Here is a 15,175-nt window from a genome sequence, read left to right on the forward strand (position 1 = left end):
GCGTCGACGTGAGGTGATCAGGGGCGGTACTGGGTGGCCAGTGCCGCCCCTGCCGCACGCAGGTGGACGAGCGGTTCGGCCATCGCCGCCTCGACACCGCCGGCCAGCGCCGTGAGCGATGCCGCCGCGAGGAAGATCCCCTCAGTGGGCGCCTGGATCGCCCCGGCGACGAGCATGGTCCGGTCCGCCGCGAGCCCGGCGACCCAGGAGGCGACCTTGCCGTCGGCCGTCTGGTCGTCGAAGCGGCCCTCGCCCGTGATCACGATCGACGCCGTCGCGGCCGCTTCCGGGAGGGCGATCGCCTCGCCGACACCGCGCGCGCCCGAAGTGGCGGTGGCGCCCCACAGCAGGAGGCCGTAGCCCGCACCGCCCGCGGCACCGGCACCGGGTTCGGCCGCGGCGCGTTCCGCACGGTCCGTCCCGAAAACCTCCGCAGCGCGGCTCACGAACCGGGCCAGGTTGGTGTCGAGGACCGCGACGTCCGCGGTGGTCGCGCCCTTCTGCGGGCCGAAGACCGCAGCGGCACCGCGGTCGCCGAGCAGCGGGTTGGTGACGTCGCTGAGGATGACCGCGCCGTCCGGCGGCAGCGCGCGGAGTCCGGCGGTGTCGATATCGCGGAGCGTCGCGAGTCCGGCGTTGCCGGGCGCCACCGGTCCACCGTCGGCGTCCACCAGCCGCGCTCCGAGCGCGGTGAGCAGCCCGGCTCCACCGTCCGTGCTGGAGCTTCCGCCGATCGCGAGCAGGATGCGTCGCGCACCGTGGTCCAGGGCGGCCGCGATGGCCTCACCGAAGCCGACGGTGTGCGCCGCGAACGGCTGCAGGGGGTCGAGCAGGGTCAGCCCGCTCGTCTGGGCGAGCTCCACGACCGCCGAACCGTCGGGCAGCTCGAGCCACTCGGCGTCCACCGGGTCGCCGACCGGGCCGGTGACCGTGATCAGGTGCCGACGCGCCCCGGGCACGGCGGCCGCGAAGGCGTCGAGCGTGCCCTCGCCGCCGTCGGCCATGGGGAGCGAGTGCAGGAGATCGTCGGGCCGGACGGTCCGCCACCCGTCGGCGATCGCCTCGGCGACCTCAGCGGCGGTCGCCGTGCCCTTGAACGAGTCCGGTGCGATCACGATGTGCCGGGTCATGTCTTCAGCCTCCCACGGTGGACGGGGTCGGGTGGGTCGAGGCCGTGCTCGTCGTCAGCACCTCGACACCGTCCGGCGTGACCACGACGGTGTCCTCGACCTTCACGCCGGGGGCGGTCGGGTTCCAGGCGAAGGCTTGCCAGAGCTGGACGACGTCGGTCGCCTCAGGCGTGGCGCGCGGATCGCGTCCCGCGTAGCCGGCCGCACCGCCCTGATGGTGCCTCGTCCACTCGTCGGCGTCGAAGCCCTGCTCGGCGTACGCCGCACTCCCCGTGCGGAGGATGTCGGCGAGCGAAGCACCTGGCACGGTGGCGTCGAGATAGGCGCGTTCGACGGCGCGGATGCGCTGCATGTCCGTGGCGAACGGCTCCGCCGGGGTGCCGCCCTCGTCGAACCACCGCGTGAGGTTCACGATGAGCCCGTCGCGGCGGCCGCAGGCGACGAGCATCGCCCGGGAACCGAGTCGCCCCTCGGTCGGCAGCGGGTGCCGGTGGGCGAGTCTGCCCTCCCCGGCGACGAGGAGGACGAGCGGGTCGATACCGGCTGCGACGAGGCGCCCGGCGAGGTCCGCAGCGACCGCGCGTTCCGTCCGGGCGGGGTCGAGCTCGTCGACGAGCGTCTCGAGCGCCGACGTCGTCTCCCGCCCGAGCGAACGGAAGCGCGCGAGTTCGGCCGGGAGGAGCGACGCACGTGCGGCGCGCAGCTCGGCGGCGATGTCGGCCTCCTGCAGCACCCCGTCCCCACTCGGCAGCAGCGCGTCGATCGGCGTGTGCCACGGCACCGTCCGAACGCGGATGTCGGGCAGCTCCTCGGCCTGCAGCCGGTCCACCTCGTTGGAGGTCGCGACGAGCCACGCGTCGCCCGGCGAGACCACGACCGCGACGATCGGGTCGGCCGCGAGGCTCACGTGGACGCGCGAGCCGTCGAGGTACCAGCTGACCGCTGCGGCGGACCGCAGCACGATCGTGCCTGCTCCGCGGGCCTCCAGGAGCGACGCGAGTCGGGCGTGTTTGCGACGGCGGTCGTCCTCGTCCGGACCGGGCCGCTCGTGGTTCATCGCCGGGCCCAATCGGTCCCGAGCTCGGCGAAGGTGCTGCCGGAGGCGGCCGCTTCCGCGACGAGCTCCTCGATCCTCGGAATGACGGGGCGGCGCTCGTCGCCCGCCCCGAGCCACTCGACGAGATCAGCGGGGATGCGGTGTGGCGCTGGGGCCGACCGGACCGCGTCGAGGACGGCGGTGAAGGCGGACGCGTCGGCCAGGGAGCTGACGAGTGCGGCATCCTCACCAGCCCGGACCGCCTCGCGCGCGCGGAGGAGGTCGGGGAGCAGGTCGGTCCGGCCCGTCGTCCAGCGTCGCAGGGTGACGCCGTCGACGACCAGCTCGACCTCGTCGCGTGTGTAGTGGAACCGGATCGAGCCGAGCTCTCCGTGGACCGTGACCACCGGGTCGGTCGTCTCCTGTGCGCACAGGGTGAGCGCCGCGGTCATGATCGGACCGCGCTGTGGGGTGATGCGGACGACCGAGGTGTCATCGGCCTCGATGTCGTTCGCCCGGTACTGGTCGAGGTCGATGGTGGCGATCCCCGCGCGGTCGGTCGTGCCGCCGAGTCGGAGCATGGTCTGGACCGCGTGCGCGAAGGGGTTGGTGACGACGCCGTCCACGACGGGTGTGCCGTCGAGCGTGCGCCTGCCCGACCACGCGGCACGCGTCCAGTAGCCGACGGTGCGGACCCAGGTGCCTCTCGCCTCGAGTGCTGTCACGGCCCCGATCTCCCCGCCGGCGACGACGTCCGCGATCTCGCCGATCGCGTGCGATCCGAGGCTCTGGAACCCGACCTGCACGAGCCCGCCGGTCCGGGCGGCGGTGGCCTGCAGCCGGTCGAGTTCGTCGTTCGAGGTCACCGGGGGCTTCTCGAGCAGGACGTCGGCGCCGTGCTCGAGGGCGGCGACGGCGAGGTCCAGGTGCGTGTGGATCGGGGTCGAGAGGATGACCACGTCCACCCGCCCGGCGGCGAAGCACTCCTCCAGCGAGTCGCGGAGCGGCGCATCCCCGGCAGCGCGGTCCTCCTCGGTGAAGGTCCGATCGACGAGTCCGACGAGGCGGATCGCGCCGGTCGCGGCGAGCGCCCTGGCTGCCGCCACGTGACTGGCGCCATGGCCGTGGATCCCGACGACCACGACGGTCGGGGCGGTGGTGGCGGTGGCGTGGTCGGTGCTGGTCATGCGTCACTCCCTGTGCTGCGCGGTTCAATGCTGCGCGGTTCGGTGCTGCGTTCCTCGGCGGTGAGGAGCGCACGGTGGATGGCGTCCGCCTGCTGCGCGTCCAGAGCGCCGTCGACGACGACCGCCTCCAGACCGGTGACGAGCGGGGTGTCGGCGGTGATGGTGGTGCGGCTGGTGGCGGCGAGCGAGACGCCGATACCCGGGTACTCGGCCGCACGGACGAACCAGGGGAAGGCGTTCGCTGCGGGCTGTCGGAACAGGACCGTGGTGGGGCGTCGAGGCGGCGTCGGGGCGGGCTCGGTGGTGTCGCCCGTCTGTGTGTCAGCGCTCCCGTCGGCGTCGAGGACGAAGGCGACCCAGGCCGCACGCGAGCCGTGCGCGGTCGACTCCCCCGGTCCGTCAGCGCTGAGGACGGACCGGTGGGCGTCCGCGGGCAACCGCCAGAACCATCCGCCGTACCCGGCACCTTCGCGGCCGTTGGTGGCCGGCGATCCGATCGTCACCGTCGATCCCGTCGTCCGGAAGACACTGGAGACGGCGACGCGGAGCGCCGACCTCCCGCTCCCGACGCCAGGCACGGCGAACTCCTCGACGACCGTGCGGCGCGACTCCCTCAGCTGCGTCGTCCCGTCGCGTCCGATCCAGTCGAGCCACTGACGCAGCACACCGGCGTCCACCACGGTCTCGGTGACGCGCTGGACACCGTGGTTGTCGAGCATCGTCGACCCCTGTCCGGCGACGTAGGTGCGACCGCCCCAGTAGGAGACACCGTCGACGTCGGCGACGGCCATCGAGAGACCGACATGGTGGGGGTGGTCGTCGGGAGCGGATTCCGTGACGACGGTCCCGCCGAGCGAGGTGACGGGGTGCGCGAACGGTCGCGGGGCGTCGGTCGGTTCGAGGCCGCTGCCGTCGTGAAGGACGAGGACCTCGCGGTCGCCGAGCCGGGCGGTCAGCTCAGGTGAGGTGGGGTGCTGCTCGGTTCCGTGCCAGACCGGTGGACTCGCGGCCGGGCGGGCGGCGGTGCTCTCCCGGGCGACGAACCGCGGTCGGAAGACGAGCGGGTGTCCACCCTCTGCGCCGCCGATGGTGTCGCGCAGTCTGGTCCACGCCTCGGCGCCGAGCTCGCGTCGTGGGACGGACACCGTGCTGAGCGCCGGCACCGCGAACGCCGCGAACGGGATGTCGTCGAAGCCGACCACACTGAGCGCCGAGGGGACGGACACACCGGCACCGCGGAGCGCCGAGACGAGCCCGAGGGCGACGAGGTCGTTGAAGGCGACCACGGCGGTCGCGTCGTGCTGCACCACCGTCTCGACGACCGCGGCGCCGTCCACCAGCGCTGACCCGGCCGGCACGATGTCGACGGAGAGGTCGTCGTGGTCCGAGCGTGCGCGGGCGATGCCGACCCGTCGGAGGCGATCGCCCTGACTCGCGGCGGGCCCCGCGAGGTACAGGATGTGCCGGTGCCCGAGTGCGTGCAGCTCGGCGAGCACCTGCTCCATGCCGCTGGCGTAGTCGATGGACACCGACGGCACGGGCGAGTCGGCGAGCTCGCGGTTGACGAGCACGACCGGGTGCAGCTGGGCGAGCAGCGCTCGAAGCTCCGGTTCGGCCAGACGGGGTGAGCAGAGGACGATCGCGTCGCAGCGACGACGGGCTTCGCGGGCCGCCGCCGCCTCGTCGGCCGGGTCCTCCTCGGTGTCGGTCACGAGGACGCGGTAGCCGTCGGCCGCCGCGGCCCGGGTGACCCCGCGCAGGATCTCCTGGAACATCGGGTTCTCGAGGTCGGGCACGACGACCCCGATGGTGTTCGTGCGGCCGAGCGACAGGCTTCGGGCGAGCATGCTCGGGCGGTAGCCGAGGGCGTCCACCGCGGCGAGCACGCGGTCGGCGATCGCCGCGTCGACGGTCGCCTTGCCGTTGAGGACGCGCGACACGGTGGCCTTCGAGACGCCTGCCTGCTCGGCGACGTCGGAGATCGTCGGTGTCTGTCCAGCGCTGGGGAACCGGTTGCTCATACGTCCTCGTTCGACTCGTCACAGGTGGTGCCGTCATCAATCATCCTATAGGCTCGCATCAAGAAACCGGTTTCTCGGTTTTCGTGGTCGGCCTCGTCGACCCGGACGTGGTCAGAGAGGACACCGATGCGCATCATCGTCACCGGCGGCGCAGGACGACTCGGGCGGAGCGTCGCGAGCGCCCTCGCCCAAGCAGGCCACGAGGTCGTCTCCGTCGATCGGGCCGACCCCGGACTCCCCGGTGTCGAGGGCCGGACCGCAGACCTCCTCGACCACGATGCGACCCACGAGCTCTTCGCCACCCTGCGGCCCGACGCCGTCGTGCACCTGGCGGCGATCGCGGTGCCGTTCAGCGCGCCGGAGCACGTCATCCTGGCGACCAACCAGGCGCTCGCCTTCACCGCCCTCACCGCCGGGATCGCCGCCGGGGCGACCAGGCTGCTGGCCGCGAGCAGCCCGACCGTCATCGGCTACGGCGCCCCGCACGGGTGGACGCCCGAGGCGCTCCCCATCACCGAGGAGCACCGGGTCGCCCCGTGGAACGCCTACGCACTGTCGAAGGTCGCGATCGAGTCGACGGTCGCGATGCTGGCCCGAGCCCACAGTGACGCCGTCATCACCGGTGCGTTTCGGCCGTGCTTCGTCGTCTCCCCGGAGGAGTGGGAGGGCGCGCCGACGCAGCAGGGGCACACCATCGTCGACCGGCTCGCCGATCCCGCACTCGCGGCCGTCTCCCTCTACAACTACGTGGATGCGCGTGACGCCGGCCGGTTCGTCGCCGCCTGGATCGATCGTGCCGAAGCCCGACACTCCGGCGAGGTGTACTTCGTCGGCGCCGACGACGCCCTGGCGCTCGCACCCCTGTCCACCCTGCTGCCCGCGCAGGTCCCGAGCACCGCCGGGTTCGCCGACGGACTCGTCGACCGAGCCGCCGCCTTCAGCAGCGCGAAGGCCACCGCCCACCTCGGGTGGCGCCCGGAGCACGACTGGCGATCCGCACTCAGCCCTGCCGAGGCGGCCCGCCTCACCGACCTGCTCGCCGCCGACACCGGCCGGCCGGCCACCACTCCTGTTCCAGCCCCAGCCCCACGATGACGAGGACCTCCACCATGCCAGCACCGCTCGCCTTCGACGGCGTCCTGTACTTCCCGATCACCCCCTTCGACGCCGCGGGCGAGGTCGACCTGGGGCTCCTCGGCACCCACCTCGAGTCGCGACTCGAACACCGCCCGGGAGGGGTGTTCCCCGCCTGCGGCACCGGCGAGCTGCACGCGATGTCGCCGTCGGAGGCCGCCCGCGTCGTCCAGCGGACCGTCGAGGTCGTCGACGGCGCCGTCCCGGTCATCGGTGGCGCCGGAGGAGGCGTGGCGACCGCCAAGGAGCTCGCCGTGGCGGCCGAAGAGGCGGGCGCCGACGCGATCCTGCTCATGCCGCCGTACCTCGTCTCCGGGCCGGCGGCCGGGCTGCAGGCGTACGTCGAGGACGTCCTCTCGGCGACGAGCCTCCCGGCGATCGTCTACCACCGGAACAACGCCCGGTACACGACGGCGACGATGCGTCACCTCGCCCGCAACCCGCAGGTCGTCGGCTTCAAGGACGGCGTCGGCGACGTCGCGGCCGCCCAGGACATCGTGCTGGCGGTGCACGAGGAGGGACGCGACGATTTCGCCTTCTTCAACGGCCTCCTCACCGCCGAGCTCACGCAGGCCGCCTACCGCGGCATCGGCATCCCGCTCTACTCCTCTGCCGTCTTCGCCATGCTGCCGGAACTCGCGACGCTGTTCTACCGCGCGTACACCGAGCACGACGAGCCGCTGCGCGAGCGCCTGCTCCGCGAGTTCTACCGGCCGCTGGTCGCCCTCCGCGACGAGACCCCCGGCTTCGCCGTGTCGCTCATCAAGGCCGGCGTCCGGCTCGGCGGCCTGCCGGTCGGTTCCGTGCGGTCGCCCTTCGTCGACCCGACCCCCGAGCAGACCGACCGCCTGGAGGCGCTGCTCGCGACCGGTGCCGACCTCGTCGCCGAGCACGCGACGCTGGCCGCAGGGCGCTGACGATGCCCGGGATCGCCTCCATCACCACCTCGCTCGGCCGGTTCACCATGCCGCGCCCCTGGGTGCCCGAGGCACCGTGGCTGCATCTCATCCGTGTGGACGTCGTCGACGACGAGGGGGCGACCGGGTCGGGCTTCACGTGGACGCCGACCATCGGGGCCACGGCCGTCCGGGCGTTGCTCGACGACGACATCACCGCCGCCGCCCTCGGATCGACGACCGACCCCGAAACGCTCTGGCCGCGGCTGTGGACGCATCTGCACGAGGCCGGTGGCGGCGGTATCACGACGATCGCGCTCGCCGGGCTCGACACCGCACTCTGGGACCTCCGTGGACGACGGGCCGGTCTCGGGCTCGCCGACCTCCTCGGCCGTCGACGCGACACGGTCCAGGCGTACGGGAGTGGCGTGAACCTCCACCTCGACGCCGCCTCGCTCGCCGCGCAGGTCGAGCGGTGGATCGCGGCGGGCTACGACGCCGTCAAGATCAAGGTCGGCAAGCCCGACCTCGCCGAGGACGTCGACCGGGTGACGATGGTGCGCGAACTGCTCGGACCGGACCGCCGGCTCATGATCGACGCGAATCAGCGCTGGGACGTCGACCAAGCGGTCTCGTCCCTGGACCGGCTCGGCGTCGTCGACCCGGCCTGGATCGAGGAGCCGCTGCGCTCCGACGACACCGCGGGATACGAACGGCTGCGTCAGGCGACCGACATCCCGATCGCTCTGGGCGAGAACGTGCACACGATCCACCGGTTCCGCGACCTCGTCGACCGTGGCGTCGCCGACGTCCTGCAACCGAACGTAGTCCGCGTCGGTGGCATCACCCCCTTCCTCGCGATCGCCGCGCTCGTCGACGACGCCGGGCTGACGCTCGCGCCGCACCTGCTCCCCGACCTCTCCGGACAGCTCGCCCTCGCCCTCCCGCAGCGCACCGAGGTCGAGGACGTCGAGGACGCGGGCTTCGTCGCGATCGGCGCCATCGACCCGCCCGGGCCGGTCACCATCGCCGAGGGCCGGGTGCAGGTCGAGCAGCGACCCGGCCTCGGCTTCGTGATCCGAGACCGGGCCGCGGAGACCACTGCCGTCGCGCACTGACCCCGTCCGCCCGGCCGTCCGCCGGCCGGCCACACGCCCCGATCATCACCAGCCGTACCCGCATCCCCGAGGAGTCATCACCATGCACGACACCGACCACAGCACCGGCACGATCGACCACACCACCCCCGCCAGGGCGCGCACCGACGACCCGAACGGCGTCGGCGGCCGTATCGACGACAACGACGGCAACGACGGCAACGACGGCAACGACGGCAACGACGGCAACGACGGCAACGACAACGGTACCGACGGCCGCGGCAACGGCAACGGAAGCAGCAGCAGCAGCAGCAGCGTGGGCCCCGGCGGCGGCACCGTCACGCCCGCAGGTCACGCTGGCGACGCCGCGTCCGACACGGGCCGTGCCGCCGTTCCGGCCGTCGACGAGGTCGCCGCGGCAGCAGCCGCGGCCTCCTCCGAGCTCGCATCCACGGTGCCCTCGACCCGGGCCGCCTGGCTCGAGGCCGTCGCCGACGCCCTCGACGCCCGGGTCGACGAGCTCGTCGCACTCGCCGACGAGGAGTCCCACCTCGGAACCACGCGCCTCACTGGCGAGGTCGCGCGGACGACAGGCCAGCTGCGACTGTTCGCCGCCGTCCTCCGCGACGGGGCCTTCCTCGAGGTCGTCATCGACCACGCCGACGCCTCCGCCACCCCGCCCAAGCCGGAGCTGCGACGGATGCTCCGGCCGACGGGACCGGTGGCGGTCTTCAGCGCGTCGAACTTCCCGTACGCGTTCTCGGTCGCCGGCGGCGATACGGCGTCGGCGCTGGCGGCCGGATGTCCGGTCATCGTGAAGGCGCACTCCGCCCACCCGCGACTCTCCCGGCTGACCGCGGCGATCGTGGTCGAGGCGTTGCGCTCGGCCGGCGCCCCGGACGGCACGTTCGCGCTCGTCGAGGGTCGTGAGCAGGGCACCGCCCTCGTGCAGCACCCGGCGATCACGGCAGTCGGGTTCACCGGCTCACTCGTCGGCGGGCGCGCACTGTTCGACCTGGCGTCGCAGCGGCCGGCCCCGATCCCGTTCTACGGCGAGCTCGGCAGCACGAACCCGGTCGTCATCACCGCGGCCGCGCTGCAGGGCGAGGCGGCGGCGGACCTCGCGCGTGGGCTGGCGGCGTCGTTCACCCTCGGCGTGGGGCAGTTCTGCACGAACCCCGGTCTCGTCCTCGTACCGAGCGGCAGCGGGTTCGCCGAGCTCGTCGCGCAGGCCGCGGCGGACACCGTCGCCGGGCGCATGCTGACGCCGGGCATCGCCGAGGCGTATGCCGCGGGCACCGCTCGCGCCGCCGGCCATCCCGGGGTGCGGACGCTCCTCGGCGGCGAGACGGCGGCTGCGGATTCCGGCGTTCCGACCGTCCTCGCGACCACCGCCGCGACGGTGCTCGACGCGCCAGAAGTCCTGCTCGAGGAGATCTTCGGGCCGGCGACGCTTGTCATCGAGGTCGCGGACGACACCGAGCTGCACGCGGTCCTGGCCGAGGTCGGTGGCGCGCTCACGGCGACCGTGCACGCGGCGCCCGGTGAGGACGTCACCGGTCTCGTGTCACGGCTCGAGCCGATCGCCGGCCGGGTGCTCTTCGGTGGCTGGCCGACGGGCGTCGCGGTCGGCTGGGCGCAGCACCACGGCGGACCGTGGCCGGCGACGACCTCGCTCCACACCTCGGTGGGTGCGTCGGCGGTGCGCCGCTTCCAGCGTCCGATCGTCTACCAGGACGCGCCCGAGCGCGTGCTCCCCGAGGCCCTGCACGAGGCGAACCCGCTCCGTCTCCCCCGCCGAGTCGACGGCGTCCTCGAGCTCCCCGCCGCAGCCCGCGCCTGACCACCGTCCGGTCCGTCCCCAACTCAGGACTCCCCCGGCGTGCCACCGCAACCCAGCCCCGACACACCCGAGGTCTCCTGAGTTGGGGACACCCCGACCAACCACACCCACCCCTGTTCACAACTCAGGACGCACCCGGCGCGCCACCCACCCAGCCCGGTCCCACACCCCAACACGCCGCAACCATCCTGAATTGCGAACACCGCAACCACCGTCCCTAACTCAGGACTCCCCCGGCGTGCCGCTCCAGCCCGGGCACGACACACCCGAGGTCTCCTGAGTTGGGGACACCCCGACCAACCACACCCACCCCTGTTCACAACTCAGGACGCACCCGGCGCGCCGTGCGCCACAGCACCCGCACCGGGCCCAACACGCCGCACCTGTCCTGAATTACGAACACCGCAACCACCGCCCCCCAACTCAGGACTCCCGCGGCGCGCCGCGCCAGCCCGGGCACGACACACCGGACATCTCCTGAGTTGGGGACACCCCGACCAACCACACCCACCCACGTTCACAACTCAGGACGCACCCGGCGCGCCGTGCGCCACAGCACCCGCCCCGGTCCCAACACGCCGCAACCGTCCTGAGTTGCGAACACCGTGACCACAGTCCCCAACTCAGGACTTCCCGGCATGCCGCCCCAGCCCAGCCCCGACACACCGGACATCTCCTGAGTTGGGGACACTCCACCGCCTACGTTCACAGCTCAGGACGCACCCGGCGCGCCGTGCGCCACAGCACCCGCCCCGGGCCCAACACGCCGCAACCGTCCTGAATTGCGAACACCGTGACCACCGTCCCCAACTCAGGACTCCCCCCGGCATGCCGCCGCAACCCAGCCCCGACACACCGGACATCTCCTGAGTTGGGGACGAATACCAGGGCGAGTCAGGCGAGGGCGGCGGCGAGCCAGGCGCGCAGCCCGGCCTGCATCGGTGCCGACCAACTGTGCGGTTCGTCGTGGAACGTGCCCGTGTAGGCCGAGTGCTCGGCGCCGACCCGGTACCGCTCCGTGAGGATCGCGTGCGCTTCACGCATGCCCGCCGGCTCGAAGAGCTCGTCGCGCTCGGCGTACTGGACGAGCAGCGGCAAGCGGGGGCGCAGGGATGCGAGCTCCGGCCAGTCACCGACCCGCGACAGCCCCGGTGAGAGGAACGACCACGAGTGCTGATCGGCGTGCCCGTCGAGCACACCGTCGAACGTCGACATCATCGCGACCACGCCGGCAGCACGGATCCGGTCGTCCATGGCTGCGAGCAGAACGGCCCGGGCACCGCCACCGGAGAGACCGAAGCACGCGACGGCTCCGGAACGGACCCCGGGCGCGGCCGCCAGCTGGTCGAGCGCGATGAGGTCGTCGCGGAGGATGAGACCGGCGAGCGAGGTGCCCAGGACGCCCAGTTCCTTCGCGAGCTGCGGCTCGTTCGCCGCCGCGAGGAGCTCGGACCGCTGCCCAGGCGACACCGCTGCGGCCTCCTTCCCGCGCTGTACCGATGCGGCCCGACGACCGGCGCGCTGCAGGTCGACGGTCCGATGGAAACGTTCGGCGACGGCCTCGTCCGGGATCCGACGGGAGCCCCACCCGAACGCATCGTGGACGAGCACGGCGAACCCGTCGCGCGCGAGGTCGGACGCGACGGCGCGGCCTCCGTAGTAACGGTCGCGGAACGCCTGCAGCTCCTCGCGCGTGACGGTCGAGGTGGCAGGGACACCGTCGGGTCCGTCCGCGAGTTTCTCCCGCCCGACGCGCGTGAACCCACCGTGGTCGTGCAGGGCCAGCGCACCCGGGAGCACGCCGGTCTCGCCGGCCGGCCGCAGGAGCCACGCCGACGTCGGCGCGCCGAACCCGGTCGACCAGCGGAGTTCGACCCCGTCGACGCCGTCGCGGGTCCAGCTGCCGAGATCTTCGGGCGGCTCGGGCTGCGCCGGTCGCGGGAGGACACCGAGGACCTCGGCGAGGCGCGTGCGCGTGGCGCCGAGCGACCGGTCGCCCGGGTTGCTCTGGTACGGGGATGCGCGGAACCGAGCGGCGAGCGAACGCAGACCTGGGTCGCGCGCAGGTGGCGGTGTGACCGGTCGGGACCGCACTTCGACGGGCTCGGCGACCGGGACATGGTCCACGACCGGGACGTGGCTAGCGACCGGGACGCCGACCGGTACGGGACCGTCCCGCAAGGCAGCATCCGGGACCGGGACCGACCCTGTCCGGGACCGGACCTCGACAGGCTCAGCGACCGGGACGGGCTCGGCGACGGGAACAGGCTCAGTGACCGGAACAGTCTCACCGGCCGGGACGGACCCGGTGATCGGGGCGGGCTCGGTCACCGGCTCAGCGGCCGGGGTCGACCCGACGTCCGCGTCAGCGCCGGTGCCGGCCTCCGGGCCGGAGCTCACGGCGCGATCGTCGCGACCGGACGCCCGGTCAGCAGCGACTCGTTCCCGGCGATGCCCACCGAGATCGCGCGCACGCCGTCGTCGTAGCCAGCGGGCCGTCCCAGTTCGTCCTCGGTGACGCGGTCGAAGAGGTGCCGCAGCAGGAATGCGTCGCCGCCGCCGTGTCCGCCGACGCCCTGGGGGATCTCGATCTCCCGGGCCTCCTCCCAGTGGCGTTGCAGCACGAGGCGTTCCCCGCGCGAGCGCACCGGCGCGACGGACGCGGCGCCGTCCGCGGTCTCGCCGTCGCCGCTCAGGCTCGGGTCGAGGACGACGCGCCCGTCGGCCCCCACGAGCACGGCGGCGCGCTCCACGACCTCGAGCTCGACCCTGCCCTCCGTCCCGTTGATGGCGACGCGATACCCCTCCCACGGTGCGTGGGCGTTCAGGGAGTAGCTGAGCGAGGCGCCACCGTCGTACTCGACGAGGACGGACAGGTTGTCCTCGATGTCGATCCCGGGCGAGAAGACGTCGCGGTCGCGCAGGTACCCGTCGTGCTGCTCGGCCCGCAGGTAGAGCGACTCGAGCCGCGGGTCGTCACGCAGGTCGAGGGCGAACGGGTCGTTCGAGCGCCCGCGAGCCGCCGCCTCGGCGTCGTCCGGCACCGATCCACGCCCCGGACGCGCCGCGAGCCCGCGCTCGGCCGCGTTGGCGTCACCGTAGAAGCGGAGTCCTCCGGTGGCGTAGACGGAGGCCGGCCGAGCCCCGATCCACCAGTTGACGAGGTCGAAGTGATGCGACGCCTTGTGGATGAGGAGCCCGCCGGAGTGCTCCTTCTCGCGGTGCCAGCGACGGAAGTAGTCGGCGCCGTGCACGGTGTCGAGCACCCACTCGAAGTGCACGCTCGTCACCCGTCCGATCCCACCGTCCTGCACGATGCGGCGCAGCTCCGAGTTCCGCGGGCTGTAGCGGTAGTTGAAGGTCGTCACGACGTTCCGGCCGCTCTCGGCGACGGCCGCTGCAATGCGCTCGACCCCCTCACGGTCGATGGTGAGCGGCTTCTCGACGACGACGTCGGCACCGGCGAGGAGCGCGCGCGAGACGATCTCGGCGTGCGTGAAGTCGGGGGTCGTCACGATCACCCGGTCGACGCGTTGCTCGGCGATGAGCCGCTCGACGTCGTCAGGGCCGTATCGAGCCGGCAGCGGGACGCCCTGCTCGGCGAGGACCCCCTCATAGTGGTCGAGGCGGCCGGGGTTGCTGTCGCTCCAGGCGACGAGCTCGGCGACGTCTGCGTGCGGGCCGACGATGGCGTCGAGGTACATCTGCGAGCGGTGTCCGGTGCCGATGAGGGCGTAGCGTTCGCGGGTCGTGGTCATGCGTGTGGGTCCTTCCGGGTCGGTGCGGCGGGCGCTGTGGTCGGCGCGCTGTCGTGGTGATCGGTACGGCCAGAACGCGACCGTTCGAGCGTGTCTCGACCGGATGCGGCGAGCGCAGCTGCCCGGCCGTCACCGGCTGCACCGTCGGCGACGACGACGGCGTATCGGAACGCGAGGGTCTCGTCGGCGCCGAAGGGCAGTTCCTCGCTGAAGAACGGAGCCGGGCAGAGGCCGGCGAACTCCTCGGTGCGCGCGAACCACTGCGGCGGGTGCGCGGGGTTCCGCACGTCGTCGACGATGACGACGCTCGACGCCGCGGCCGTTCCGTCGTGGAGGCCGGTGAACCCCATCCACGCGTGGCGGGTGCCGCGGAGCTCCTCGCCGCCGCTCCCGGCGGGGGTGTGCAGGGTGCCTCCGGTGAAGGATCGTGGGCCGCGCCAGAAGAGCCCGCCGTAGCCGGCGTTCTCCCGGCCCTTCGTCGTGGGCGACCCGATGGACAGGTCCCGGCCGGAGACGTTGCGCATCCGGGTCTCGAAGGTCAGCGTCCAGTCGCCGGCGGCCGGTCGCACCGTGAGCGCACGCTCCTCGTCGACGACGTGCCGACCGTCCTCCGTGATCCAGGCGAGCGTGTGCGCGAACCGCACCTCGTCCGGGTCGGCACGGACGTCCGTGATCGCGACGTGCTCGGAGCGGCCGTTGTTCGCGAGTTGTTCGTAGGCGGTCCCGGTGAAGGTCGGGCCGCCCCAGAAGTTGTCGTCGCCGACGTGCGGCAGGGCCCAGGCGATCCCGGTGTGCCAGACGTGGTCGTGCGGTCTGGCCAGCGTCACGAGTGCTCCGCCGGCGGTCCGCACCGGGTGGAGATACGGCTTCGGCGATTCGCGCTGGACCGTGTCCGGTCGGTAGGTGTACCGCAGGATGTCGATCCCGTCGAGGTGCACGGTGATGGCCGAACCGACCTCGTGCGTCAGCGCGAGACCGGTCGGACGGGGGCGGTGGTCGGTGGTCACGGGATCCCCTCGAATGAAGCGGTGGTAGAGCTGCCGATCGACCGGCCCGGGGAACGGACGTCGTTC

Annotated in this window: 11 protein-coding genes; 4 read left to right on the top strand and 7 right to left on the bottom strand. The window is 72.9% G+C overall.

Annotated elements, in window-relative coordinates; genetic code table 11:
- Window positions 1-17: 17 nt before the first annotated feature.
- From IFU30_RS14985 to IFU30_RS15000, 4 genes are read right to left on the bottom strand one after another with little or no spacing between them, the layout of a single operon-like run.
- The gene (locus IFU30_RS14985) at window positions 18-1,130 is read right to left on the bottom strand and encodes a glycerate kinase (protein WP_192005800.1); all 1,113 of its coding nucleotides are present in this window, start codon (window positions 1,128-1,130) and stop codon (window positions 18-20) included.
- Between the two features lie 4 nt (window positions 1,131-1,134).
- Window positions 1,135-2,187, bottom strand: a complete 1,053-nt coding sequence (locus IFU30_RS14990; protein WP_197977595.1) for a M24 family metallopeptidase — start codon at window positions 2,185-2,187, stop codon at window positions 1,135-1,137.
- Complete coding sequence (locus IFU30_RS14995) at window positions 2,184-3,353, bottom strand: Gfo/Idh/MocA family protein (protein WP_192005802.1); 1,170 nt, start codon at window positions 3,351-3,353, stop codon at window positions 2,184-2,186. The genes IFU30_RS14990 and IFU30_RS14995 overlap by 4 nt, the downstream gene beginning before the upstream one ends.
- Window positions 3,350-5,374, bottom strand: a complete 2,025-nt coding sequence (locus IFU30_RS15000; RefSeq protein ID WP_192005804.1) for a DUF6807 family protein — start codon at window positions 5,372-5,374, stop codon at window positions 3,350-3,352. The genes IFU30_RS14995 and IFU30_RS15000 overlap by 4 nt, the downstream gene beginning before the upstream one ends.
- A 126-nt stretch (window positions 5,375-5,500) precedes the next feature.
- On the opposite strand from IFU30_RS15000, the gene IFU30_RS15005 reads away from it, so the two are divergent.
- The 4 genes from IFU30_RS15005 to IFU30_RS15020 all read left to right on the top strand — a co-directional run bounded on the left by IFU30_RS15005 (window position 5,501) and on the right by IFU30_RS15020 (window position 10,344).
- A complete protein-coding gene (locus IFU30_RS15005) occupies window positions 5,501-6,469 on the top strand; it encodes an NAD-dependent epimerase/dehydratase family protein (protein WP_192005806.1) in 969 nt (322 codons plus the stop codon).
- A 14-nt stretch (window positions 6,470-6,483) separates the two neighbouring features.
- Window positions 6,484-7,425, top strand: a complete 942-nt coding sequence (locus IFU30_RS15010; RefSeq protein WP_086474959.1) for a 5-dehydro-4-deoxyglucarate dehydratase — start codon at window positions 6,484-6,486, stop codon at window positions 7,423-7,425.
- Between the two features lie 2 nt (window positions 7,426-7,427).
- On the top strand, window positions 7,428-8,522 hold the full coding sequence (locus tag IFU30_RS15015; RefSeq protein ID WP_192005808.1) for a mandelate racemase/muconate lactonizing enzyme family protein: 1,095 nt from the start codon (window positions 7,428-7,430) through the stop codon (window positions 8,520-8,522).
- Between the two features lie 82 nt (window positions 8,523-8,604).
- Entirely contained in the window at window positions 8,605-10,344 is a 1,740-nt protein-coding gene (locus tag IFU30_RS15020; RefSeq protein WP_192005810.1) for an aldehyde dehydrogenase (NADP(+)), read from the top strand.
- Between the two features lie 894 nt (window positions 10,345-11,238).
- Here the strand turns inward: IFU30_RS15020 and IFU30_RS15025 are convergent.
- The 3 genes from IFU30_RS15025 to IFU30_RS15035 are packed head-to-tail and all read right to left on the bottom strand — an operon-like array spanning window position 11,239 to window position 15,109.
- Window positions 11,239-12,744 carry an acetylesterase gene (locus IFU30_RS15025; protein ID WP_206757119.1) on the bottom strand — a complete coding sequence of 502 codons (1,506 nt, stop codon included), beginning with the start codon at window positions 12,742-12,744 and terminating at the stop codon, window positions 11,239-11,241.
- Window positions 12,741-14,102, bottom strand: coding sequence for a Gfo/Idh/MocA family protein (locus IFU30_RS15030; RefSeq protein ID WP_192005814.1), 1,362 nt, complete (start codon window positions 14,100-14,102; stop codon window positions 12,741-12,743). The genes IFU30_RS15025 and IFU30_RS15030 overlap by 4 nt, the downstream gene beginning before the upstream one ends.
- A complete protein-coding gene (locus IFU30_RS15035; RefSeq protein ID WP_192005816.1) occupies window positions 14,099-15,109 on the bottom strand; it encodes a DUF6807 family protein in 1,011 nt (336 codons plus the stop codon). The genes IFU30_RS15030 and IFU30_RS15035 overlap by 4 nt, the downstream gene beginning before the upstream one ends.
- Window positions 15,110-15,175: the final 66 nt, after the last annotated feature.

This window comes from Plantibacter sp. CFBP 8798, from assembly GCF_014841195.1.
Lineage (GTDB): Bacteria > Actinomycetota > Actinomycetes > Actinomycetales > Microbacteriaceae > Plantibacter > Plantibacter auratus.

What these genes read in the sequence shown, in the direction of transcription:
- IFU30_RS14985 (WP_192005800.1), bottom strand. Translation starts at nt 1,130, where the DNA reads ATGACCCGGCACATCGTGATCGCACCGGACTCGTTCAAGGGCACGGCG.
- IFU30_RS14990 (WP_197977595.1), bottom strand. Translation starts at nt 2,187, where the DNA reads ATGAACCACGAGCGGCCCGGTCCGGACGAGGACGACCGCCGTCGCAAA.
- IFU30_RS14995 (WP_192005802.1), bottom strand. Translation starts at nt 3,353, where the DNA reads ATGACCAGCACCGACCACGCCACCGCCACCACCGCCCCGACCGTCGTG.
- IFU30_RS15000 (WP_192005804.1), bottom strand. Translation starts at nt 5,374, where the DNA reads ATGAGCAACCGGTTCCCCAGCGCTGGACAGACACCGACGATCTCCGAC.
- IFU30_RS15005 (WP_192005806.1), top strand. Translation starts at nt 5,501, where the DNA reads ATGCGCATCATCGTCACCGGCGGCGCAGGACGACTCGGGCGGAGCGTC.
- IFU30_RS15010 (WP_086474959.1), top strand. Translation starts at nt 6,484, where the DNA reads ATGCCAGCACCGCTCGCCTTCGACGGCGTCCTGTACTTCCCGATCACC.
- IFU30_RS15015 (WP_192005808.1), top strand. Translation starts at nt 7,428, where the DNA reads ATGCCCGGGATCGCCTCCATCACCACCTCGCTCGGCCGGTTCACCATG.
- IFU30_RS15020 (WP_192005810.1), top strand. Translation starts at nt 8,605, where the DNA reads ATGCACGACACCGACCACAGCACCGGCACGATCGACCACACCACCCCC.
- IFU30_RS15030 (WP_192005814.1), bottom strand. Translation starts at nt 14,102, where the DNA reads ATGACCACGACCCGCGAACGCTACGCCCTCATCGGCACCGGACACCGC.